The 23,596-nt window shown below is 62.0% G+C and carries 20 protein-coding genes and 1 tRNA gene; 13 read left to right on the forward strand and 8 right to left on the reverse strand.

What is annotated here, in order from left to right:
• Window positions 1-159: 159 nt before the first annotated feature.
• The 4 genes from ilvD (at window position 160) to SE91_RS14710 (ending at window position 3,837) form a co-directional block, all read left to right on the forward strand.
• On the forward strand, window positions 160-2,010 hold the full coding sequence (gene ilvD / locus SE91_RS14695; RefSeq protein ID WP_061848079.1) for a dihydroxy-acid dehydratase: 1,851 nt from the start codon (window positions 160-162) through the stop codon (window positions 2,008-2,010).
• Window positions 2,011-2,404: 394 nt separating this feature from the next.
• Window positions 2,405-2,722 carry a hypothetical protein gene (locus SE91_RS14700; RefSeq protein ID WP_060736073.1) on the forward strand — a complete coding sequence of 106 codons (318 nt, stop codon included), beginning with the start codon at window positions 2,405-2,407 and terminating at the stop codon, window positions 2,720-2,722.
• Between the two features lie 331 nt (window positions 2,723-3,053).
• The gene (locus tag SE91_RS14705) at window positions 3,054-3,377 is read left to right on the forward strand and encodes a hypothetical protein (protein ID WP_060736072.1); all 324 of its coding nucleotides are present in this window, start codon (window positions 3,054-3,056) and stop codon (window positions 3,375-3,377) included.
• A gap of 115 nt (window positions 3,378-3,492) precedes the next feature.
• Window positions 3,493-3,837 carry a hypothetical protein gene (locus SE91_RS14710; protein WP_061848080.1) on the forward strand — a complete coding sequence of 115 codons (345 nt, stop codon included), beginning with the start codon at window positions 3,493-3,495 and terminating at the stop codon, window positions 3,835-3,837.
• A 117-nt stretch (window positions 3,838-3,954) separates the two neighbouring features.
• Here SE91_RS14710 and SE91_RS37065 read toward each other — a convergent pair whose 3' ends face one another.
• Window positions 3,955-4,110, reverse strand: coding sequence for a hypothetical protein (locus SE91_RS37065; RefSeq protein ID WP_193409728.1), 156 nt, complete (start codon window positions 4,108-4,110; stop codon window positions 3,955-3,957).
• A 681-nt stretch (window positions 4,111-4,791) separates the two neighbouring features.
• Here SE91_RS37065 and SE91_RS14715 point away from each other — a divergent pair.
• The 3 genes from SE91_RS14715 (at window position 4,792) to SE91_RS14725 (ending at window position 7,718) form a co-directional block, all read left to right on the forward strand.
• Window positions 4,792-4,881 (forward strand) — tRNA-Ser (locus SE91_RS14715).
• Window positions 4,882-5,036: 155 nt separating this feature from the next.
• Window positions 5,037-5,699, forward strand: coding sequence for a tyrosine-type recombinase/integrase (locus tag SE91_RS14720; protein WP_008559642.1), 663 nt, complete (start codon window positions 5,037-5,039; stop codon window positions 5,697-5,699).
• A 225-nt stretch (window positions 5,700-5,924) separates the two neighbouring features.
• On the forward strand, window positions 5,925-7,718 hold the full coding sequence (locus SE91_RS14725) for an adenylate/guanylate cyclase domain-containing protein (RefSeq protein ID WP_063921300.1): 1,794 nt from the start codon (window positions 5,925-5,927) through the stop codon (window positions 7,716-7,718).
• Window positions 7,719-7,722: 4 nt separating this feature from the next.
• Here SE91_RS14725 and SE91_RS14730 read toward each other — a convergent pair whose 3' ends face one another.
• Window positions 7,723-8,334, reverse strand: a complete 612-nt coding sequence (locus tag SE91_RS14730) for a 2-hydroxychromene-2-carboxylate isomerase (protein WP_236840719.1) — start codon at window positions 8,332-8,334, stop codon at window positions 7,723-7,725.
• A gap of 261 nt (window positions 8,335-8,595) precedes the next feature.
• Here SE91_RS14730 and SE91_RS14735 point away from each other — a divergent pair, with 261 nt between their 5' ends.
• Window positions 8,596-11,604: an ATP-binding protein gene (locus SE91_RS14735; RefSeq protein ID WP_061848082.1), complete on the forward strand. Its 3,009-nt coding sequence runs from the start codon at window positions 8,596-8,598 to the stop codon at window positions 11,602-11,604.
• Between the two features lie 187 nt (window positions 11,605-11,791).
• Window positions 11,792-11,983, forward strand: a complete 192-nt coding sequence (locus tag SE91_RS37640; RefSeq protein ID WP_061848083.1) for a hypothetical protein — start codon at window positions 11,792-11,794, stop codon at window positions 11,981-11,983.
• 820 nt (window positions 11,984-12,803) lie between these two features.
• Here the strand turns inward: SE91_RS37640 and SE91_RS14745 are convergent.
• From SE91_RS14745 to SE91_RS14760, 4 genes are all read right to left on the reverse strand, one after another.
• Entirely contained in the window at window positions 12,804-13,058 is a 255-nt protein-coding gene (locus tag SE91_RS14745; RefSeq protein ID WP_061848084.1) for a tautomerase family protein, read from the reverse strand.
• A gap of 21 nt (window positions 13,059-13,079) precedes the next feature.
• Window positions 13,080-13,790, reverse strand: a complete 711-nt coding sequence (locus SE91_RS14750; protein WP_008559614.1) for an SDR family NAD(P)-dependent oxidoreductase — start codon at window positions 13,788-13,790, stop codon at window positions 13,080-13,082.
• Between the two features lie 105 nt (window positions 13,791-13,895).
• Complete coding sequence (locus tag SE91_RS14755; RefSeq protein ID WP_008559613.1) at window positions 13,896-14,555, reverse strand: cysteine hydrolase family protein; 660 nt, start codon at window positions 14,553-14,555, stop codon at window positions 13,896-13,898.
• A gap of 53 nt (window positions 14,556-14,608) precedes the next feature.
• A complete protein-coding gene (locus SE91_RS14760) occupies window positions 14,609-15,136 on the reverse strand; it encodes a hypothetical protein (RefSeq protein WP_008559611.1) in 528 nt (175 codons plus the stop codon).
• Between the two features lie 359 nt (window positions 15,137-15,495).
• On the opposite strand from SE91_RS14760, the gene SE91_RS36270 reads away from it, so the two are divergent.
• The 4 genes from SE91_RS36270 to SE91_RS14775 all read left to right on the forward strand — a co-directional run bounded on the left by SE91_RS36270 (window position 15,496) and on the right by SE91_RS14775 (window position 21,869).
• The gene (locus SE91_RS36270) at window positions 15,496-15,729 is read left to right on the forward strand and encodes a hypothetical protein (protein ID WP_156489618.1); all 234 of its coding nucleotides are present in this window, start codon (window positions 15,496-15,498) and stop codon (window positions 15,727-15,729) included.
• 51 nt (window positions 15,730-15,780) lie between these two features.
• Window positions 15,781-16,251: a (2Fe-2S)-binding protein gene (locus tag SE91_RS14765; protein ID WP_008559609.1), complete on the forward strand. Its 471-nt coding sequence runs from the start codon at window positions 15,781-15,783 to the stop codon at window positions 16,249-16,251.
• 1 nt (window position 16,252) lies between these two features.
• Window positions 16,253-18,430 (forward strand): xanthine dehydrogenase family protein molybdopterin-binding subunit, encoded by a 2,178-nt coding sequence (locus tag SE91_RS14770; RefSeq protein WP_061848085.1) that lies wholly within the window; start codon window positions 16,253-16,255, stop codon window positions 18,428-18,430.
• A gap of 667 nt (window positions 18,431-19,097) precedes the next feature.
• A complete protein-coding gene (locus SE91_RS14775; RefSeq protein WP_283806239.1) occupies window positions 19,098-21,869 on the forward strand; it encodes an ATP-binding protein in 2,772 nt (923 codons plus the stop codon).
• 6 nt (window positions 21,870-21,875) lie between these two features.
• Here the strand turns inward: SE91_RS14775 and SE91_RS14780 are convergent, their stop codons facing one another.
• Together SE91_RS14780 and SE91_RS14785 are read right to left on the reverse strand one after the other, a co-directional pair.
• Window positions 21,876-22,595, reverse strand: a complete 720-nt coding sequence (locus SE91_RS14780) for a hypothetical protein (RefSeq protein WP_008559589.1) — start codon at window positions 22,593-22,595, stop codon at window positions 21,876-21,878.
• Window positions 22,596-22,699: 104 nt separating this feature from the next.
• Window positions 22,700-23,596, reverse strand: an 897-nt coding sequence (locus tag SE91_RS14785) for an alpha/beta fold hydrolase (RefSeq protein ID WP_061848087.1), incomplete at its 5' end; no start/stop codon positions are given.

The raw sequence follows: 23,596 nt of genomic DNA on the forward strand, positions 1-23,596 counted from the left end.
CGCCCGGGGCACGGCAGGCCCCCCGCGCCGGGAGCAGGGGAGCTCTGTCAGCCCCAAGTTCCCGTTGCGCGCGTTCCCCGCCTGCGCTATCCGGCCGGAAAGGCCTGAGGCGGCTCCATATTTTCCCGCCCGGCCATCAAACCCGAGGACGGAACCGCCATGCCAGCCTATCGCTCCCGCACCACCACCCACGGCCGCAACATGGCGGGTGCCCGCGGCCTCTGGCGCGCGACGGGCATGAAGGACGGCGATTTCGGCAAGCCGATCATCGCGGTCGTCAACTCCTTCACCCAGTTCGTGCCCGGCCACGTCCATCTGAAGGACCTCGGCCAGCTCGTGGCGCGCGAGATCGAGCAGGCCGGCGGCGTCGCCAAGGAGTTCAACACCATCGCGGTCGACGACGGCATCGCCATGGGCCATGACGGCATGCTCTACAGCCTGCCGTCGCGCGAGCTGATCGCCGACAGCGTCGAGTACATGGCCAACGCCCATTGCGCCGACGGCCTCGTCTGCATCTCCAACTGCGACAAGATCACCCCCGGCATGCTGATGGCCGCGCTGCGGCTCAACATCCCCGCAGTCTTCGTTTCGGGCGGCCCGATGGAGGCCGGCAAGGTCAAGCTGCAGGGCAAGACCAAGGCCGTCGACCTCATCGACGCCATGGTGGCCGCGGCCGACAGCAAGGTCAGCGACGAAGACGTCAAGGTGATCGAGCGCTCGGCGTGCCCGACCTGCGGCTCCTGCTCAGGCATGTTCACCGCCAACTCCATGAACTGCCTGACCGAGGCGCTTGGCCTCGCGCTGCCCGGCAACGGCTCGGTGGTGGCAACCCATGCCGATCGCAAGCGCCTGTTCGTCGAGGCCGGCCACACCATCGTCGATCTCGTCCGCCGCTATTACGAGCAGGACGATGCATCCGTGCTGCCGCGCAACGTCGCCAACTTCAAGGCGTTCGAGAACGCGATGACGCTCGACATCGCCATGGGCGGCTCGACCAACACCGTGCTGCATCTGCTCGCCGCCGCCCATGAAGGGCAGGTGGCGTTCACCATGAAGGATATCGACCGCCTCTCGCGCCGCGTGCCCGTGCTGTGCAAGGTGGCGCCGTCCGTCGCTGACGTGCATGTCGAGGACGTGCATCGCGCTGGCGGCATCATGGGCATCCTCGGCGAACTCGATCGCGCCGGCCTGATCGACACCTCGGTCTCGACCGTGCACGCACCGACCATGAACGACGCGCTGGAGCGCTGGGACATCAAGCGCACCAAGAGCGAGGCGGTCCGCACCTTCTATCGCGCCTCGCCCGGCGGCATCCCCACGCAAGTCGCCTTCAGCCAGGAGCGCCGCTACGACGAGCTCGATGCCGACCGCGAGAAGGGCGTCGTGCGCAACCTCGAGCACGCCTTCAGCAAGGATGGCGGTCTTGCCGTGCTCTACGGCAACCTCGCGCAGGACGGCTGCATCGTGAAGACCGCCGGCGTCGACGCCTCGATCCTGAAATTCTCCGGCCCCGCGCGCGTGTTCGAAAGCCAGGACGCCGCCGTCGAAGGCATCCTGGGCGGCAAGGTCGTCGCCGGCGAGGTCGTGGTCATCATCTATGAAGGCCCCCGCGGCGGCCCCGGCATGCAGGAGATGCTGTATCCGACCAGCTATTTGAAATCGATGGGCCTCGGCAAAGCCTGCGCGCTCGTCACTGACGGTCGCTTCTCCGGCGGCTCCTCCGGCCTGTCGATCGGCCATTTGTCGCCGGAAGCGGCCGAAGGCGGCAACATCGGTCTGGTGCGAACCGGCGACATCATCGCCATCGACATCCCCAACCGCAGCATCAGCCTCGAGGTCTCCGACGAGGAGCTCGCCCGCCGCCGCGCGGCGGAAGAGGCAAAGGGCGATGCCGCTTGGCAGGCGCAAGGCCGCAAGCGCAACGTCTCGACCGCGTTGCAGGCTTACGCCGCGCTCACCACCAGCGCCGCGCGCGGCGCGGTGCGCGAGGTGAAGCGGCGCCCGAGATAGTTGCCTGATCGGTAGCGCCAATCCCGATTCATTGCTCCGGAACGACGCGCGATCGCCTATGTGGAGCGCGCGCCGATGCGCGGTTGCAGGCCGTGTGGCCGGAATGGAGTTTGGAAAGAAACGGCCCTCGCCTCTGGGGGGCTAGTTGGGGGTGAGGCGAGGGCCGTTTGCGAAGTGGGCACCCGACGTGCGGGCTTGCCCGCCAGGCAGCTATGACCATAATGCTTTTATCCCCAATCTGCTATTTAATTCTTATTTATTTCGTTTTTGTTTATAATCTAATTGTGCCATCCTATGAGAACTGCGGAAATTCATTTTCCGGATCTCGCCGGAGGCGGCCGCCTTATTCAGCTCCGTCCGCAACGGTCCCGGATTGCCAGTAGCGGAGTAAGCCATGAGTCACGCTCCATCACTCGTGCCGCAGATGACCACAGACCAGGACGTCTATCTCGTGCTCGATGATTTCGGCCGGCGATTGGGCCGCGCCTGGTGCGAAACAGCGGAAGAGGACGCCAATCGCGCGACCCTGCTCAGGCATCTCGTCGACGGACAATATCTGCATCCCGCCCGTGTCGTGGCCTTCAATACCGCGGAAGGATGGTCGCGAGATTGCACCGCGGAGATTGCCGACGAGTTGCGTCGCCGCTTTGTCGAATTCGAGGAGACGGATCCCTCGCTGCTGGAGTTCTTGGAACGAGCGGCGAGGCGCTGAAGCTCGCCCTCGCAGAGGTGGGTAACGCTTAGGAGGCGGCGCTCGAACGGAGCACTGGCGATATCCAATCGCCGGCTCGCGCTCCCAGACGTCACGCGGACTTCGATGCGAACCCACGTCGCGCGCGTTAATGCGCGTGGTCAATGAGTTCTTACCGCTCTACCGCGAGGGGCCGTTCGCATTAAGGATGCCCGGACGAAGTTCGGCAGCTCTGGATTTTACCGCGTATACTGCGCCGACCTTCGCACATCCATTTCGGGCAACTGGGGCACCACACGCAATGTCTCGTACTCTCGCCGTTGTTTTCTCCACCGCCGTCGCCGCGATTTCCATGACGGGCGCAGCCTCTGCCGGCTGTTATAATTGCTACACGCCGCCGCCCTGCACGACCTGCTATCAGCAGCAATATGTCGCGCCGCAATACCGCACCGTCGACGAGACCGTGATGGTCTCGCCGGGCTCCGTCGTCGCGCACCGCACGCCGGCGCAGTACCGCACCGTGATGGTGCCGCAGACCGTGATGGTGGCGCCGCCCAGCGTCCAGTACGAGCGCATCCCGCCGCAATACGCCACACGCCAGCGCGTCGAGATGGTCTCGCCCGGGTATTCCTATTACGCCCCGGTGCAGATGAACTGCGCGTCCTGCGGCTACTGAGCTGAACCCGGTCACGACGAATAGTCGCGCGGCGCTCCTTGGGGGGCGCCGCGCTTTCTTTCGCGCGAAGGTGAGGGAGCTTTGAACCGCCGAGCGCGGAACGACACGAAACGAGATGAGCTTGTTTCTCGCCTCCCTCGAGCGACCGCAACTCGGGCTGGTCGCCGCTCTCGCTGTTCCGTTGATCTGCGTCATTGCGATCGTCTGGTCGGTCGGCTCCACCGACCGCGTCACCTATCTCGGCCCGGACCACGGCCAGGAACAGACGATCGCGCAGGTCCGCCTCAAGACGCTCCCGCAAGGGAGTTACGTGATCGAGCGGGGCGCGATCTACAAGGCCATGCGGGCAGGATGCCGCTACGACCTCAATTACAGCCCGCAATTTGGCCGCTACGTCAACGCTCATCAGAGGACCAAATATATCCGGAGCGCCGTGCTGGTTGATTGCCCGTCGAGCTAGGGGTGGCTGATGGCGGCCAGTTCGACGAAGGAGCGAGCCGAGTGGCTGCTACATCTTCCTACGACCTCGCGCGTCGGACCGCCGCATTCTCTAAACGACAAAGGCCCGCCAGCGGCGTCAATGACGAGGCTTGCCCTCTCGCTTGAGTAGCTCCAGTCGTCGTTCTAGCTGGTCCTTCTTCGCCAGAAGCCTGGCGGCGAGAATATCGTTGACGAGGCTGTGGAGTTGCCACAGCTCTTCAAGAGGCATGCTCTCAAGCGGCTTCCGCTCCATGGATCCCCCCGACTCACACGGGGCGAAAGCTTGAAGTTAACAGACTGAACCGGCAATCAGTCGCCGGTCGAGCGCGAAGGTTATCTACACCTTGCTTCTGGACCTCGGCTTTCGGGATGTTGGCGATCCGGAATTGAGAGCAACCCAAAATGCCGTCGACCTGGAGCCGGCAGGTTCTCAATCGCGATGTCTTAAGTGAAAATATCAGCCGTTGACCTTGAGTGGCTCGCCTAGCGTGAGCCGGCGGGCCTTCATTTACGTTAAAAATAGACCCCTTCACGGGGGCGGCACGCTCCTTGCCATGTGGATCTCCACAGCATGGAGGCGTGCACCGATGGGACAGCGTATTCGTATCTCGCGACGTCCAAAGCCCAGATTGGCACATATGACCCGCGAACTGGTGAGGTTGCTGAATGCGATCGAAGAGCTCGAAGAGTTGAGAGAAAGAGTCCGGCTCGCCGAAGCGAGCCGGGTGCTGCACTAGCCGCTCTCCTCGATGGCGAGCACCAGGGATATCTGGCGTCCCTTGATGCCAAACATGCACGGGGAGGCCGCCGCGGCGGTTGACGTCGCCACGCGCGCCGCCATAAACAAAGCGAGCCGATGTTGGGTAGCAAAGCGGTCGCAGAGTCCTCGAAACGTTTCTGCGAAGCGATGAAAAGCTAAACAATTTCAAGGCTTGGAAGGGTGGCCGAGTGGTTTAAGGCACCGGTCTTGAAAACCGGCGTGCCCGCAAGGGTACCGTGGGTTCGAATCCCACCCCTTCCGCCAGTATATTGTTCTCCACTGTTCGCAGTCGTTCGAACTCCACAGCAAAATCAGTGACTTGCGCCGAAGTGCTGTACTTTGCAGTTCGCCGGTGTTCCTCCTAATCGGGGCACTGACCGTAGCCCGTGGGTTCGGAGGACGGTTTTCCCGGAGGAACAATGGCTGGAAGGCTCAAACCCCTCGACGTAGAGCGCCAAACCAAGCCCGGCAAATACGCCGATGGTGATGGGCTCTACTTGATCATCACCGGACCAACGTCGAAGAGCTGGTCATACAGATATTGGAAAGATGGCAAGGAGCGCTGGCACGGCCTCGGTTCCTTGAAAGAAGTGTCGCTAAAAGATGCGCGGCTGGCACGGGATGCGGCGCGGCTGCGCGTGAAAGGCGATCGCAGCACCGCCGGCGTGGACATAGTGCAGGAGAGGCGAAAGGCGCGCGAAGAATCGAAAGCCATCGAGGCCAAGGTTGGGTTGCCAACGTTCGAGGAATGCGCGGAAGTCTACATCCGGACGAATTGGTCGACCTGGAGCGTGAAGCATCGCGATCAGTGGCCCTCGTCCCTCAAGCGGTACGCCTATCCCACAATCGGCAAGCTGACCATCCCGGAGATCAAGCCGAGCCACATGTACGATCTGCTCAAGCCGATCTGGGTGGAGAAGCGCGAGACTGCAAACCGGGTTCGCGGCCGGATTGAAACGATCATTGCGAAGAACGTTGATATTGACGATCCAGACTTCCGCAATCCGGCCGAGCTTACGAGGCAGTTGCGCGAAAAGCTCCCAAAGCGCCCCAAGCGGATGATGATGCTGAAACTGCAATGACGTACAAAGGTTCCTTGGACGGTGGGCGCCTTTTTGAAGTGAGGACGTCTCAGTTCGCGGCCTCTTTCATTTCGGCCTACGTTGACTTCTGCTATTGGCCGTAGCTGACCTTCACGCCGAAGCCCGTTCGGGGCCGATTCTGACCCATATCGGACATTGGGAGTCGGACAACGCCCCGTTAAATTGCTATACTGTCCGTCCAATCTCCCGAGCTGGGAGGCACTTGTGAGCAGCGAGCGCGTGGAGCGGCGGCTGGCGGCTGTGTTAGCGGCGGATGTCGCCGGCTATAGCCGCTTGATGGGCCGCGAAGAGGAAGGCACGCTGGCGCAGCTCAAGTCGTTGCGGAAGACGCTCATCGATCCCGCTATGGCCGAGTATCGTGGCCGCATTGTAAAGACGACCGGCGATGGCATGCTGGTCGAGTTCGCTAGTGCCGTGGACGCAGGTCACTGGGCCGTTGAAGTTCAGCGTAGCATGGCCGACCGGAATACGGGCCTGCCACAGGATCAAAGGATAGAGTTTCGGATCGGAGTTCATGTCGGCGATATAATCATTGATGAAGACGATATTTTTGGCGATGCCGTCAACATAGCCGCCCGTCTGGAGGGGATTGCAGAGCCAGGAGGGATATGCATCTCCGATGACGCTCAGCGCCAACTCCGCGGCAAGCTTGACATTTGCTTTGACGATCTGGGTTTTCAGTCGCTGAAGAATATCGCTGAGCCAATGCGTGCCTGGCGAATGCGTGTGGATAAGATCTCGGCTGCGGCGGGTTCAAAGAGTGTTTCTGCCGCGCCGAGCCAACTCTTCGCGCTTCCTGATAAGCCCTCGATTGCCGCGCTTCCGTTCCGAAACTTGAGTGGTGAGTTAGAGCAGGACTACTTCACCGACGGCATCACCGAAGATATCATCACGGCATTGTCAAAGTGGCGCTGGTTCTTCGTGATTGCTCGCAATTCAAGCTTTTCCTACAAGGGCCGCCAAGTCGACATAAGAGATGTTGGTCGGCAATTGGGTGTACATTACGTCCTCGACGGAAGCGTTCGAAGGGCTGGCAGTCGGGTGCGCGTGACGGCGCAGCTGGTAGACACCACCACTGGCACGAGCATCTGGGCAGACAGGTATGATCGTGATCTCACCGATGGGTTTGTGATTCAGGATGAGGTGGCGCAAGATGTCGCTACTGCGATAGAGCCGGCGGTCTCGAAAGCCGAAATCGAACGCGCCCGCCGCAAGACGCCGGAGCAAATGGTGGCGAGAGACCACTATTTTCGTGGAATGTGGCACTTCCATCAGTTTAGCAAGGAGGATGCACAGAAGGCCATTGTCTGTTTCAATCTCGCGATTGAGCTAGATCACACGCTTGCCGACGCCTACGTCGGGATTGCTCGGACTTTATTCAGCACTCGTGCCTATCGGCTCAGCCCAGGGCGCGATGTCAATGCTCATAAAGTCAACGCTCAAATTGCTTCTGCTGCTAAGAGTGCTCTTGCACTTGAGCATAGCAGCGCTTCTGCCTGCTATATTTTAGCACTCAATCTGGCGCATAACGACGATTGCGAAACCGCAGTCAAATTCGCCAGGCGAGCAATTGAGCTGAATGAAAATTTTGCTCTCGGCTATTTTGCGTTAGCGGTGGCAAGCAATTTTCTCGGCCTGCCGCGCGAGGCCCTGACGGCGATCGATCGGGCGCTACGGCTTAGTCCCAATGATCCGCAAATCTTCGCTTGGCTCGCCCAACGGGCGTCGGCCTTGTATCTGCTCAGACGTTACGCCGAAGCCGCTGAGACGGCGAGGCAAAGCCTTGGACAGCGCTGGTTCCACACCGCGTGCCGCGTACTGGCGGCGAGCTACGCCCACCTCGACATGATCGACTCCGCAAGAAGGACACTGAGTGATCTGTTAGCAAGCGAGCACTCGGAGAAAACGATTGCGGAAGTGATCCGTCCCTTCAAACGTGAAGATGATCGCAACAATTACAGGGAAGGGTTGCTCAAGGCAGGAATGCCGCAACAATGATCAATCAGCCATGTCGGACGCGGCCGGAACGACACCAGCTAATTGCGTCGTTCAGTCGGTCGTCGCCCCAAAATAGTTCGCCGTCCACGACGAACGTCGGTGATCCGAATATACCTAGATCTCGCGCTGCGCTCGTCTCCGCCCCAAGTTCGGCCTTCGCCGTCTCTGCATAAGCCAACGTGAGCACACGGTCCGGGTTTTGCCCAATGTCCCGTAAACTCTCCGATACATTGGGCTCGTCGCCAGTTTCCTGTCTTAGCGTGAACCAGCGGCGGTACGCGGCGCAAACAAATTCCGGCCCCCAACCTTCGCGCATGCCAACAGTTGCGATGAGATTTGCGACTATTGACTGCTTGGCGGGGTAGGGCACAGGGAGATTGGCTGGATAGCCGTACATCGCGGCGCGGCGTCCGATATCCCGCCACATATAAGTCAGTTTAGCTGGCTTATCGGCGAACGGGACGTGCCTCATTTCTTGCAAGATGATGAGCAGATGAAACGGGCGCCAACGGAAGGAAATTCCCGTAGATCGCTCAACATCGGAGAGCCTCAACACGCTCAAGTAGGAATACGTGCTGCCCATAGTGAACCAGAAATCAATCTGCGATGGGGCCACTCTAGATCTCCCCTCGTCAGGCCTGACACGCTTACTGTCGACCATCTCAACGCGCCGTTCAAGAGGGGGAACAACGTGTCCTGCGATCGCAAGCAGCAGCGATTTCCGTCTCTGGCCCGAACGCGAAGTCTAGGCAGCGTCCCGGGTGGTCGGCTCATAGGGGTAGATCGGAAGCAGGCAGCCTGCACTCCGAAGTGCGGTCATGACCCAAACCGGTCCTCCAAGAGGGCGCTCTAGACAGGCTGTCTCAACTGCGGGATCATGCAGCGCAAGGCGAACCGGGGCGCCATGATGGACGTCGGAGTTTGGCTGCGGAGGCTTGGCCTCGAACAATATGAGGCGGCATTCCGCGAAAATGAGATCAGTGAGAAGGTCCTGCCCAATCTGACGGCGGAGGACTTGAAAGACTTGGGCGTCGCCATGGTTGGGCACCGCCGCACGCTTCTAGATGCAATTGCGGTTCTGCGCGCGGAAAAGAGCGCAACCACGCCAGCATGCGACGTTTCTCTGGCAATCCACGAAGAGGAGGACACCGCCGAGCGTCGCCAAGTGACCGTAATGTTCTCGGATCTCGTCGGCTCGACGGCGCTCTCGGTCCGGATGGACCCAGAGGATTTGCGCGAGGTCATCACGGCCTATCAGAAGTGTGTTGCCGAGACCGTCCGCAGCTTCGGCGGGTTCGTGGCAAAATACATGGGCGACGGCGTTCTCGTCTACTTCGGTTATCCTCAGGCGCATGAGGATGACGCCGAGCGAGCTGTTCGTGCCGGCCTCGCCCTGATCGACGCGGTTGCTGCGCTCCCAGCTCGCGAGCCCCTGCAGATGCGGGTTGGGGTTGCCACCGGGCTGGTGGTCGTCGGAGATCTCGTCGGCTCCGGCGAAGCGCAGGAGCGCGGGATTGTCGGCGAGACGCCGAACCTTGCGGCCCGTCTGCAAGGCATCGCGGAACCGAACACAGTCGTCATTGCCGAGGCCACGCGCAAACTGCTGGGCAATCTCTTCGAGCTGCGGGACCTCGGGCCAACGGAGCTTAAGGGGATCACAGGTCTAGCGCGAGCTTTCGCGGTGCTGCGGGCCAGTTCTGTCGAGAGCCGTTTCGACGCAATGCATCCCGGCGGCCTGACCGCACTCGTCGGCCGCGAAGAAGAGCTTGAGCTCCTGTTACGGCGCTGGGCAAAAGCCAAGGCCGGCGAAGGCCAGGTGGTGCTGCTGTCCGGTGAGGCCGGGATCGGCAAATCCAGGCTCTCCACTGCACTCATGGAGCGCCTGACGGCCGAACCCCACACACGGCTTCGTTATTTCTGCTCGCCCCAACACATCGACAGCGTTCTTTATCCGATCATCGGGCAGTTCGAACGGGCTGCCGGACTTGTGCACGGCGACATATCGCAAGCCAAGCTCGACAAGCTCGATGCGCTCCTGGCGCAGACTTCGACGTCCCGCCAGGACGCGGCGCTGTTGGCCGAGATGTTGTCGCTTCCTAACGACGGACGCTATCCCGCTCTGGAGTTTGTTCCCGAACAGCGCCGGCAGAAAACGCTGGCGGCACTCGGCGTCCAATTGGAAGCCCTCGCGCGGTCCAGCCCGGTGCTCATGATCGTCGAGGATGCGCACTGGGGAGATCCCACGAGCCTGGAAGTGTTCGGTCGCTCGGTGAACCGGATCGCGAGCCTTCGCGTGCTCTTGATCGTGACGTTTCGGCCTGAGTTCGACGCGCCCTGGGTCGGACAATCGCATGTGACAACGCTTGCCCTCAATCGGCTGGGACATCGCGAGGTCGGGACCGTCATCGAGTGCGTCGTCGGCAATAAGCTGCTGCCGGCGAAGGTCAGAAAGGACATTGTCGAGCGCACCGACGGCATCCCGTTGTTCGTCGAGGAGATGACGAAGGCGGTGCTGGAGGCTGGGGGCGAGCGCGGAGCGATGCAGACTGCGGCCGCGATTCCCTCTCCAGCGCTGGCGGTCCCCGCGAGCCTGTATGCTTCTCTGATGGCGCGGCTCGACCGGCTTGGCCCGGCCAAGGAGGTAGCACAAATCGGAGCGGTCATAGGTCGTGAGTACTCTCATGTGCTATTAGCCGCCGTGCTGCGGCAGTCAGAGCCGGAACTGGTCTCGGCGCTCGACCGCCTGATGCAAGCCGGGTTGCTGTTCCGAAACGGCATCCCGCCGCACGCGACCTATTTGTTCAAGCACGCCCTCGTTCAGGACACCGCCTATGGCACATTGCTGCGCAATAGGCGGCACGCGCTGCACGCGCGCATTGCCCGGGCGCTCGAAGAGACGTTTCCGGACATCGCGGCAACCCAGCCGGAAGTGCTCGCGCACCACTTCACCGAAGCTGACCTTGCGGAAAACGCCATTGCCTACTGGCAGGCGGCCGGCCAGCGCGCGGCTGAGCGCTCGGCGCATGCCGAGTGCCTTGCCCATCTCTACAAGGGGCTGGCGCTCGTCAGGCGGGTCGCCGATCCGGCGGAGCGTGCCCGCCGCGAACTCGCCCTGCAGCTCGTGCTTGCGCCGGTGCTGATCGCCACCAAGAGCTATTCGGCGGCGGAGGTGGAACAAGCTTATCTGCACGCACGCGATCTGTGTCAGCAAGCCGGCGATGTAGCGCAGCTCTATGCCGTGAACTGGGGGCTGTGGCTTGTTTACCAGCAGCGCTGCGAGTTCAAGGCGGCTCGCGGCCTATTGGACGGGCTGTTCGCGGTCGCTCGGCAGAGCGCCGACCCGGCGTTGCTCCTGCAGGCGCATCATGCCGCATGGACGACACTCCTTCATCTCCCGGAACTGACCGCGTGTCGGACGCATCTCGAAGCCGGATGGGCGCTATATCGGCCGGACGCGCACCGTGGCCATACGTTCCTGTATGGCGGCCACGACGCAGCCGTCTGCAATCGATACACCGCGGCCCTCACGCTGTGGCCGCTTGGCTTCCCCGAGCAGGCGCTTGCCACGGCGCGCGAGGCGGTGAGGATGGCGCGGGGGCTGTCGCACCCCTTCAGCGTTGTTCTCGCCCTGGTGTTCGCGGCAATGATCTACCACCATCGGCGGGAAGCGGAGCCGGCCCAGGAGCATGCGGAGACCGCAATCGCGGTGTGCGCTGAGCATGGGATCGCACCGCACCTGGCGGCGGCTGGGAGCATCTTGCGGGGGTGGGCGATCGCGGCACGCGGGCAGGCGGTGGAAGGGATCGCGGAGATTCGCGGCGGTCTCGCGGCCGTCGAGCCGACGGGCGTGCGCATCCGTCGGCTATTATCTCGCGTCGCTGGCTGAAGCATCGGCGTGGGCCGGAGAAATCGAGCAAGGATTAACTGCGCTGGTCGAGGCTGCGCGCATTGTCGAGGAAACCGGCGAGCGGCGATGGGAGGCGGAAATCTGCCGGTTAACTGGGGAGCTGACGCTTGCCAGGCGGAGCGGCGACGGGACCGAAGCAGAAGGGTGGTTTCGGCGTGCGCTAGACGTGGCGGGTTGCCAGAGCGCCAAATGCCTGGAGCTGCGCGCTGCCACCAGCTTGGCCCGGATCTGGCGCGACCGTGGCAAGCGCAGAGAATCCCGCGATCTCCTCGCGCCTATCTACGGCTGGTTCACCGAGGGCTTCGACACGTCGGATTTGAAGCAGGCCAAGTCCTTACTCGACGAACTGACGCAATGAAGGTGCTTTTGGTCGCAGGAGGCCACATGGAAGGTCAGGTTATGGCCCTTAGCTGAACAACGGTGAGCCAATTCGGATGTCGGCTATCGGCCGCGAACCTGACGCGGGGCCGCCTTTGCCTCGACTGCCGCTTATGACCCCCAAACGGACTTCCCTAAAGCGCCGGCCAAACTCGCGAGAGGACAAGGAAAGTTGCGGCTGGAAATTCCTGATCGGAAGCACATATCACCAGCATGGTGACAGTTGTGCAATGCACTTGCGGTGCTGAGTACAGACGCACCGAAGAGAAGTTCTTGGTACCGCATCCAGGTGACGTGGTCTGCGCAATCTGCGGAGCTGCTCTGGACTCACGGCAGGAAAGCACCCGCGTTCCCAGTTACGAACTTATTGAACGCCCGAAGACGAGGCTTTCAAGGTCCGTCTGATTCCGAAAGCAGCGGATCACCGCTCCTCTGCACTCAGCGTTGGAAGTTGTTAGAATGGCACAGATTTTTAGCTGAGTGTCTCAGAGCCCACATGAAATGCTACGGGGACTTTCTACGGCTAAGTTCTACGGAAGCTTAGCTTCTTGAATTGGTCATGGCCAGGCCGGCAGCGGCGGTCGTGAGTTGTTGAATGCTGCCGTTGCTGACCTGCTACATTGCTGGAGAGGGCCGACAGCGGCTTTCGCAATGAGGAAACGCGGGATACAGCCACAGTCGCGGCTCCGGCACTCCTCTGCGCTCTCGGCGAGATACGATCCCATCCGACTCGGCTTGTGCAGCGGGTCCATCTTGGCCAGTACGGCCGAGGCATCGCGAAAGGCGAGGTGTTGCTTCGATCAGCCGGTGCTGTCCTGACGGGCAGACTGGGCCGCAAGCTGCTTTCGGTAGTCAGGGACGGGAAGTCCACCCCATCCCCAATTTTCCAGCTGAACTTCGTCGATCACGACGAATGTCGAGTCTTGCGGTTTGCCCAGAATCTGGAACAGCAGGTCGCTGACGCCCTTGATAAGCGCCGCCTTCTGTTCGGGCGTGGTGGCCGTCGCGCCGGGTGATGTACCTTCGCGTGTGACCTTGATGTTGACGTAAGGCATGGTCCTTGTCTCCTCGGTTGTTTACCGGCCGGCGTGCTGGCCGCCGTCGACGTGCAGCGTTTCACCGGTGACGAAGCCCGCGCTTTCCAGGTAGAGGACCGCATCGACAACGTCCGCGATCTCGCCCATATGTCCCATGGGGTGCAGATTGCCGAGAAACTGGTGCGTTTCGGGCTGATGCATGGGCGTCTTAATGATGCCAGGGGCAACGGCATTCACGCGAACACCCTGTCTGGCGTACTCCATTGCGAGACCACGGGTGACCGCGTCCAGCCCGCCTTTGGTGAGCGATGCGAGCCCGGCGGGCACTGCCGAGCTTGGTTGGCCGACAAGCGCGGTCGTTATTTGCACGATATGCCCATGTCGCTGCTTCAACATGTGCGGAAGAGCAAGTTGTGTCACATGGAAGAAGCCGGCGAGATTGACGTCGAGAACGTCGCGAAAGTCGTTTGCCGTATAATCGGTGAACGGCTTGCTTATGAAGATTCCGGCGTTGTTGATGAGGGTGTCAATCCGTCCAAACCGTTCGATGGCCATATCGACGACCCGGCTCGCGACCCCGCGGTCGCCGATATGGCCGGCGACGGCGACCACATCGCCGTCGTTCCCTTGCTTCATGTCCCGTGAATTCGCGACCACCGCGTATCCGAGCTTCCGGTAAGCGTCCACGATACCGGCCCCGATGCCCCGCGAGGCACCTGTGACGACCGCGACTTTTTCGATTTTACTCATTCTCGTTCTCCATTGATCAGGGATGAAGCTTTGCTGTCCTCACGGGCCAAGTCGGCTGCGAGGCTTTGTTCGAAGTTGCTATAAGTTTCAGGCGCTCATAGCCGCTTAGTCGGCTGCGGATGGATCCAGCGCCGGCGCATGCGCGGTGGAGAGTGCTTCCACGATCTCCTTCGTGGTCACAATCGCGCTCGCATAATTCGGCAGGTTGATTTCCAGTGCGGCGTGCATCATCTCGTCCGAGTAGTCGGCAACCGCATCCTTGACGACGGTGACGTCATACCCTAGCTCCGCGGCGAAGCGCACGGTCGCTTCCACGCACGTGTGCGCCACCAATCCGATGACGATCAGTTGTTGGATGCCGTGCCTCTTGAGCTGCAGATCCAAATCGGTGTTGGCAAAGCCGCTGGAGCACCAGTGTTCGTCGGCAACGATCTCGCCTGGAGCCGGAACGAATTCAGCGCGGAACTCACCGCCCCAGGTGCCGAATTCAAAACTACGGCGTTTCCACGCAGCTCGCTGGATGGGGGCGATGTACTTCCAAGAGGCATAATCCCCGGCGCGGTACCGGTGATGCATGGCATAGAAAACCCGGACCTTTGCATCGCGTGCCGCATGCAAGACTTTCTGCATGTGCGGAACACAGTTGTTCGCTTCGGCGACGGCCTTGATCCGTGGCCAGATCTTGCCGCCCTCGGAAATGAAGTCGTTGTAAGGGTCGATAACTAGCAGTCCGGTGACGTTCTTGTCGAAGGAAGCGTGAGGCATGGGAGCTCTCCATAGCAGGCGCGCCGTTGCCACGGCGCGGTCCCGGTTGGTGTTCAGTTCTTCTTGAGGGCTGCCCGTTCGATGCTGGCCGCAAAAAGAGGCGTTTCGCTCTGATTGTGAGCAATCGAAGCAGGCTGGCGCTGGGCGCGGAACAGGTCGAACGGAATTCCCTGCTTGCCAATGAACGTCATGAACTCGTCCGTCGCGTTTGACCGTACCCTGTTGGTGAATTCGCACTTCCCGGGCTCGATTTCCCTGGCGCTCAATTCCCAGGTGACATGGATGGTGGTCCGCCCGGTCGGCGTGAAGACGTCCGAGGTCGAATCGAGGATCAGGTGGTTCTTCTCGCCCAACGTCTCGACATAGTGCTGAACCATCAAGCTTCCGCCGATGATTTCTACGTTGATGGACATCCTCCGCCCGTCGGGTGCGGTGGTGAAGCCAGCAGCGATGTGTGCCGGCGAACAGCCCTGATAATCGGCCTCGGAGAGGTTGAAGCACCAGGAGGGAATATCGATCTTCTCGATCGGTGCGTTGATGATGGCCGTGAAGCTTGAATCGACGATTTGGTTGGTGATCATGTTTCGGTCTCCTTTTGCTCTGCGCGTCATAGGCTTGACGGCCCGTTGGGCTACCCGCGGAGACGTTTTCGCGGGTCGGTCGTCACGGGCGACGTCGACTGGTCTCAAACCGACAAGTGTTCGTCGTCCATAGGGTGCAGCGGGCGGACGGATTTTGCTCGTTATGGGTTGTTATGGATCGTTAGCCCTTGCGCGGCTGGGGGGTGCCATGCCTCGCAGTCGGCCAGAAAGCCGCCGAATAGCTCCTCGCAACGGCTAACAGCGTCTAACAACCCATAACGAGCTAACTCCCCGCGGCTGCGCGAGGGTCATGACGCAGCAATCAGCCGACTTCGAACTCGGGTCGGGAGAACGCGAACATGGAGAAGATCGTCATGACCATGCCGGAAGTATCCCCGAATACGACGATGATTGTGCCTGCCCGGACGATAGACCTTGTAAAGACGCTAAGATCTTTGACGACGGCCGCACTGATCGTCGGAAGCACTTATGTGCACTACGTGGCGAACGCCCAACCGCACAGAAGCTGGGAAGCCGTGCCGCATCGTATCAGCAGTCTTGGCAGCGAGTTTGGTCGGCCAGCGGCTGAGTAGCCGCAATCGGCAACAGCATTCGAAAACACATCGCAGATTTGAGAGGACACGATGGCCTTTACCATCAGCATCAATGGAAGCAGGCATAGCGTCGATGTAGACGGCGACACGCCGCTACTGTGGGTCTTGCGTGACGTGCTCGGTATGACCGGCACGAAATTCGGCTGTGGCGAAGCGCTATGTGGCGCCTGTACGGTGCATATCGATGGCCTCGCGACAAGGTCATGCGTCACTCCGATCGATAGCATCGGAAAGTCCACTGTCACGACGATTGAGGCCGTCGGGGCGACGGCGCCTGGCGCAAGCATTCAGAAGGCCTGGCTCGACCACGAGGTCGTCCAGTGCGGCTACTGCCAATCAGGGCAGATCATGTCGGCTTCGGCGTTACTAGCCAGTAATCCGCATCCCACCGATGCTGACATCGACGAAGCCATGAGTGGAAACATCTGCCGATGCGGGACCTATGTGCGCATCCGTGAGGCGATCAAGCTTGCCGCGCAAGCGAACGCAAAGGGAGATTGACATGATCTTTGATGGCATTGCATCGCGTTCCAACGACACCAAGCTGTCGCGTCGCAGCTTCCTCTACAGTGGCGCCGCGGCTGGCGGTGGTCTGTTACTAAGTCTGAGCTTGCCATTCGGCCAAACCAAGGCTGCGGCGCTGGAAGACTTCACGCCGAACGCATTCATCCGTATCGCCGGCGATGGTCGGGTCGTCCTGACGATGCCTTATGTCGAAATGGGGCAGGGCACCTACACCTCAATCCCGATGCTGCTCGCCGAAGAACTCGAGGTGAGCCTGTCCCAAGTGCATCTGGAGCACGCGCCGCCGAATGAAAAACTCTATGCCAATCCGATGTTGGGCGTGCAGGCCACGGGAAACTCAAATGCCATCCGCGGGGGGTGGCAACCGCTGCGAGAGGCCGGCGCAACTGCGCGGGTCATGCTGGTCGCCGCGGCCGCGCGGCGTTGGGCCGTTGACCCGACTGTCTGCCGCGCGCGCGACGGCGAGGTGATCCATGAGCCGACAGGTCGTCGACTGAAATACGGGGAGCTTGTCGCTGATGCGGCGCTACTGCCTTTCCCGGAAAAGGTGACGCTGAAGCGGCCAGAAGACTTCCAGCTGATCGGCACGTCGGCCAAGCGGCTCGACGCGCCTGGTAAGGTCAACGGGACGGCCCGCTACGGCATCGACGCGCGCCCGCCGAACGTGAAGATAGCGACGCTGGCGCAATCACCGGTGTTTGGCGGCCGATTGAGGAGTCTGGACGATAGCGCCGCAAGAGCCGTCCGCGGCGTCCGCCAGATCGTCCGGCTCGACGATGCCGTCGCTGTCGTGGCCGATCATATGTGGGCGGCGAAGAAGGGTCTGAAGGCCCTCGTTATAGAATGGGACGATGGTCCTCACTCTGGGTTGGACACGACGCAGATCGCTCGCGAGCTGGAGCAGGCTACCCTTGGTTCTGGCGCGGTCGCCCAGAACGTTGGTGACGTGGACAAGGCGCTGGCGGGTGCAGTCACCAAGGTGGACGCGATGTACCAGGTTCCGTTCCTGGCGCACGCGACGATGGAACCCATGAATTGCACGGTGCACCTTCGCAAAGACGGGTGCGAGATCTGGATCGGCAGCCAAGCTGTGGCGCGCGTGCAGGGGATGGCGGCGAAGGCCGCAGGTCTTCCGCCCGAGAAGGTCATTGTCCATAATCATCTAATCGGCGGCGGGTTTGGCCGGCGGCTGGAGGCCGATGGTGCGGTCCGCGCTGTCGAGATCGCAAAGCATGTCGATGGTCCCGTGAAGGTCGTGTGGACGCGCGAGGAAGACATTCAGCATGACATGTATCGGCCGTATTGGTTCGACCGAATTTCCGCCGGGCTCGACAAGCAGGGTAAGCCCGTGGCTTGGAAGAACCGCTTCGCCGGCCCTTCGGTGATTGCGCGTTGGCTACCTCCCGCCTTCAAGAACGGCCTTGATCCCGACTCGACCGAAGGCGCGATCGATCTCGTGTACGAGCTGCCGAACATCCATGTAGAGTTCGTGCGCGTGGAACCTCCTGGTATTCCGACGGCGTTCTGGCGCAGCGTCGGCCCGTCGCACAATGTTTTTGTGACTGAAAGCTTCGTCGACGAGCTTGCATCGGCAGCACGGCAGGACCCTGTTGCGTACCGGCGGATGCTCCTGGATCGCCATCCGCGCGCCAAGGCCGTGCTCGATCTGGCCGCGGAAAAGTCCAGCTGGGGAGATCCTTTGCCCACAGGCCGGGGCCGAGGCGTTGCATTGCAATTTGTATTCGGCAGCTACATGGCACAGGTTGTCGAGGTCGAGGTGTCCAAAGACGGAAATGTGCGGGTTGTGCGGGTGGTGTGCGCGATCGATTGCGGCACGGTCGTTAACTCCGACACGGTGCAGGCGCAAGTCCAGAGTGGCATCGTTTTCGGAGCGACTGCAGCGCTTTATGGTGAGATCACGTTGAAGAACGGGCGCGTCGAACAGACCAACTTTGACACGTACCAAATGATGCGCATGAACGAAGTGCCGGCCATCGATGTCCATATCCTCAAGAGCACCGCGGCTCCGGGTGGGATGGGAGAAACCGGGACGTCGTTAATCGTACCGGCCATTGCCAACGCGATCTTCGCTGCCACTGGCAAGCGCCTGCGCAAGATGCCGGCGGACAGCAACATCCTAAAGCGGTCGGTGTAACCGGACTTCCAAGATTCAAGATCGGAAATTTTCTACTCATCCGGAGGCAAGGTTCCCGCCTGGCGACCGCGGGCCGTGCCTGTCTCGCCGGCGGGGCTGAGAACAATTATCCGGTGGTTCACCGGTTTGACGCAGCAATTACCCCCGCGCGCCTGCAGTTCCAGAGCTTGCTGGCAGAAGGGCTACGGGGCGAGCATATCGGCGCACGCCCTTTCGCTCTTTGGGCAGCATGCTGGGAGATTGGCCTCTGACGCGCTTTAAGACGGTGGAGATTTCACGCGTCCACCAAAATCAAGGCAAATCCTTCCGTGCTCTGGAAACAGCCGACAGCCGGACAAAAAGCCCCTGTGTGATGTTTTGGACGGGGCAGACGGTGTGCAAGCTCAAAATGAGCGCCGCGCGTCGCAGAGATTTGATTTTCTCCAGCTTTTCAATTATTTGCGTAGAACGGTAGCATATGAGGAGAGGGGTTCGATCGCTTTTCGATCGATAAGCTTTGTATGCTGCGGGCGTAGAGAATGGGCGCCTCGCATTGGGATGCAGTGGTCGCCAAGATGGGGCAGATGTGAACGAGCTCTCGGCTGCAAATAGCTCCTCCGGCAAGGGCGCCCCACTGAATCTAGATCTTCACGCCGTTTCGTTCGGACCGTTTTCGCTGAGGTCTCGGTTGCTCGAGAGAGATGGCGCCCCGGTCAAGCTCGGCAGCCGCGCGATGGATATTTTGCGCCTGCTCGTCAGCCGTGCCGGCGAAGTGGTGCCCAAGAACGAGATTTTGGCCTACGCTTGGGCGGGCCTGGCGGTCGAGGAGATCAGCCTGCGGGTGCATGTCGCTGAACTGCGCAAGGTTCTCGGCGACGGCAAGGACGGTGCCCGCTTCATCACCAACATTCCGAGTCGGGGTTATTGCTTCGTCGCTCCCGTGCAGCGCCGCGAACCCAACGTTGATCCGGTGCCCGCATCGCGTGCCCCCGAGGGAGCGCCCCCGCCCCCCTTGCCGCGTCGGCTGGACCGGATGATCGGGCGCGACGACGTCGTGGCCGAACTGTCCGCCCGTCTGCTCCGCGATCGCTTCGTCACGCTTCGAGGGCCGGGCGGCATCGGCAAGACCACGGTCGCGACCGCGCTCGCCCATGACATGTGGCGAACGTTCGAAGGCCGCGTCCATTTTCTCGAGTTCGGTCCGTTGAAGGACGCCGCGCTGGTCTCGAGCACCGTCGCGGCCGCATTGGGACTTGTGGTGCATCACGATGATCCCTCGGACAGCATCATCAATTCCCTGCGGGGACGGCGGCTGCTTCTGATCCTTGACAGTTGTGAGCACGTGATCGACGAGGTCGCGCGCCTGGCGGAAAACATCTACCGCGAGGCGCCCGACATCGCAATTCTCGCCACCAGTCGCGAGTCGCTGCTGGTCGAAGGCGAGCAGATCTTCGAACTCGTTCCGCTGCCGGGGCCCCCGCAAGGCGTTAGCCTCAGCGCCGGTGAAGTGCTGGACTATCCTGCCGCGCGGTTGTTCGTCGACCGTGCTGCCGCGGCCGGGCATCGGGCAAATATCACGGATGAGGACGCGGAGGTGCTTGCTGAAGTCTGCGGCAAGCTCGACGGCATCGCGCTGGCGATCGAGCTGGCTGCCGCGCGCCTCGGCGTCCACGGATTGCGCGAGCTGGCCGCGCTGCTGGACAGCCGGCTCAAGCTCGAATGGCGCGGACGGCGAACGGCGCCGCCCCGGCAACAGACGCTCGGTGCAACGCTTGACTGGAGCTTCGGCTTGATCGGCGAAAGCGAGCGCATCGTGTTTCAGCGGCTTGCCATTTTCGCAGGCCCCTTCACGCTCAAGGCTGCGATGGCGGTCGCGACCGAGGAGGGCGGGCCGGGCGATCGTGTGGTCGACGCACTGGAGCAACTCGTCGCCAAGTCGCTGGTGTCGGCGCAGCCGGACGGTGCCTCGCGGCGCTATCGCCTGCTCGATGCCACGCGCGCCTACGCGATGCAGAAGCTGGCCGACGGCGGCGAGGCGGACGTGATTGCGCGCCGTCACGCCTTCTATGTCCAGCGGACGCTCGAAGCCGGCATGGCGGAGCAGGGCCGGGACCAGGGCTCCCGCCTCCAGGAGCGCGCCAGCCTGCTCGCCGATGCCCGCGCGGCGCTGCAATGGAGCTATGCCAACGATGAAGGCGCCGCCTTGCGCGTGCCGCTTGCCGGCAGCTGCGCCAGGCTGTTCATCGAGCTCAATCTGCTGAACGAGGCGCGCATCTGGTCGGGCCGCGCGCTCGCAACGCTTGATGACGCCGATAAGGGCGGGAAATGGGAGCTCGAGCTTCAGTCGACGCTCGGTCATGCCTTCATGTTCACCGAGCGCAACAGCGAGCAGGCCGAGGGGGCGCTCCGGCGCGGGTTGGAGATCGCTGAAGCGATGGACGACCACGCAAACGGGTTCAGACTGCTGTCGCGACTGAACATGTTCTATCGCCGTACGGGAGACTACCGGCATCTGGTGCCGACCGCACTCCACGCCGAGCGGATTGCCCGGCTGATCGGCGACAGCGCGGGCCTCGCCGGCAGCAAGGCGCTTCTTGGAGTGTCCCATCATCTTGCCGGGAATCAGGCCGAGGCACAGGCCCATCTCGAGGAAGGCGTGCGGGATGATGCCGCGCTGCGCGGAACGCAGCCCGGGCATTTCGCCTATTCACGCACCCCGCAGATTCCGCTCGCGCGGGTGTTGTGGCTCCGCGGCTTTCCCGATCGGGCGCTCGACTGCGTCCGCCCGCTCGTCGGCGCCGCGGTGCCGCGCGACGTAGTGATGCATTGCATCGCGCTGTGCTGGTCGGCTTCCGTGTTCGGTTGGGTCGGGGACTGGGCCTCCGTCGAGACGATGACGGGGCGCCTGGCAACGCATGCGAATGTGCACGGGCTCGCGCCCTATGAAGCCGTAGCCTCGGGATTTCGCGCCCAGACCATGATCGCCCGCGGCGACGTGACTGGCGGCGTCGATTTGATGCGGGCTGCGCTTCTGCGCCTGCATGCAGATCGTTACGAGCTCTACGCCTCGGCGTTCGCTGCCGACCTGTCGCAAGGATTGGCGGCCCTCGGCCGGGCGACGGAAGGGCTGCAAGTTCTGCGCGAGACGATCGCCCGGGTTGAACAGGGCGGCGGAGGTTTTGACATGCCGGAACTGCTGCGGCGGCGCGGCGACCTTGAAGCGCGTACCGGTGCTGTCGATGCTGCAGAAGCCAGCCTGGTCGCGTCGCTCGCACTGGCGGAGCAACAGGGCGCGTTGTCTTGGCGATTGCGAACGGAAATGTCGCTGGTACGGTTTGCGCAGCAACGCGGCGGCAAGAAGTCGCTTCGCGATCTCGCGGCAACCCACGCCCGGTTCTCGGAAGGGTTTGAGACCGCCGATCTCAAGGCGGCGCGGCTCATGCTGGACGAGGCTTCCTGAGAACGCTCAGTCAAATCGCAATTCCGAGAGGTCGATGGACACCATCAGCTCGTCGCGCATCGGCGCCAAATCCTCGCCGCGCAGATAGGCGCGCCGCCGGGTCGGGATCATGATGCCGTCGATGCTGACGGGATCCGATACGTAATGGGCCGCCGGGAAATTGCCGGCGATCTCGACTCGGTAGTCATGCCGACGGATCAGCATATCAGGACCGAAATAGAAGTCCTGCTCGTCGCTATGGCTGGCGATAGCCGCCGGAAAAGTGGCTCGCAATCCGCGCCAGACTTCAGGGCCCTCGCGCCACGGTTCGATCTCGCGCACCTCGAATCCGTCCATCGCGAGCAGAAAAGGCGCGGTCATGTAGGTCCAGAGCGCGTAGCCGTTGAAATAGGCGCGATGCAGCGGATCCCAGTGCGTCCGCATGTCGTGTCCCGCGAACGCAGCGCGCGGATTGTTGCGCTCTGCCACGATTCGTCCTCCCGCAGCGACAATGGCGATCCGTTCCGGGCTGAAGTCGGTGCGCTGACCGGGCTTGCCGAATGGCTCGACCGACGCGCGCTCGCGATGCAGCTCGATGCGCATCGTTCGCGGCGCCTGGTCCTGGTCGAGACCCTTCAAGGCCCAGAAATCGCCGCCCGTCACGATCGTGGCGGTGAGAAGACTGTGGGCATTCCATCGATCGAGGCCGCCATGGGCCTCGATCGCATTCGCCAGCAGCGGAATCATCCGACTCTCCCTCTCACATCCGCGGTGTTGCCGAATGGAGATAGCCCGGCGCGCACCAGCCCGCCCGTTAAGCGTTGTTAAGTGCCGTTGTCGAAGCGCGGCGCCTAGGCTTCCGCCATGATGTCCAGCACCGCATCGGCAAAGGCCTTCGGCGCCTCCTGCGGCAGATTGTGCCCGATACCACCCTTGATGGTCCGGTGCGAATAGCGTCCGGAGAACTTTTTGGCGTAGGCCGACGGCTCCGGATGCGGCGCGCCGTTGGCGTCGCCCTCCATGGTGATGGTGGGTACGGCGATCACGGGCGCCTGCGCCAGTCGCGCCTCGTACGCGTTGTATTTCGCCTCGCCATCGGCAAGACCGAGCCGCCAGCGGTAATTGTGAATCACGATCGCCACATGATCCGGATTGTCGAAGGCCTGGGCGCTGCGCTCGAAGGTGGCATCGCCGAAGTGCCACTGGGGCGATGCGAGTTGCCAGATCAGCTTGGAGAAATCGTGGCGATACTTGTCGTACCCTTCGCGGCCGCGCTCCGTTGCGAAATAGAACTGATACCACCATTGCAGCTCGGCCTTGGGAGGCAGCGGCATCTTGCCGGCCTGCTGGCTGCCGATCAGATACCCGCTCACGGAGACCATCGCCTTGACCCGCTCCGGCCACAAGGCGGCGATGATGTTGGCTGTGCGCGCACCCCAGTCGAAGCCGGCAATGGTCGCCTTGTCGATTTTGAGCGCGTCCATCAGCGCAACGATGTCGGCCGCGATGGCTGACGGCTGCCCGTTCCGCACCGTCGCCTCCGCCAAGAAGCGCGTGGTGCCGTAGCCACGCAGGTAGGGAACGATCACGCGGTGCCCGGCAGCAGCGAGCAGCGGGGCAACATCGACGAAAGCGTAGATATCGTAGGGCCAGCCGTGCAGCAGGATCACGGGCTGACCATCGGCCGGGCCAGCCTCGGCATACCCGATGCTGAGCAGGCCGGCCTCGATCTGCTTTAGGGGCGCAAA

Origin of the sequence: Bradyrhizobium sp. DOA1 (assembly GCF_001593325.1) — a bacterium.
In the GTDB taxonomy this organism is placed as follows: Bacteria; Pseudomonadota; Alphaproteobacteria; order Rhizobiales; family Xanthobacteraceae; genus Bradyrhizobium.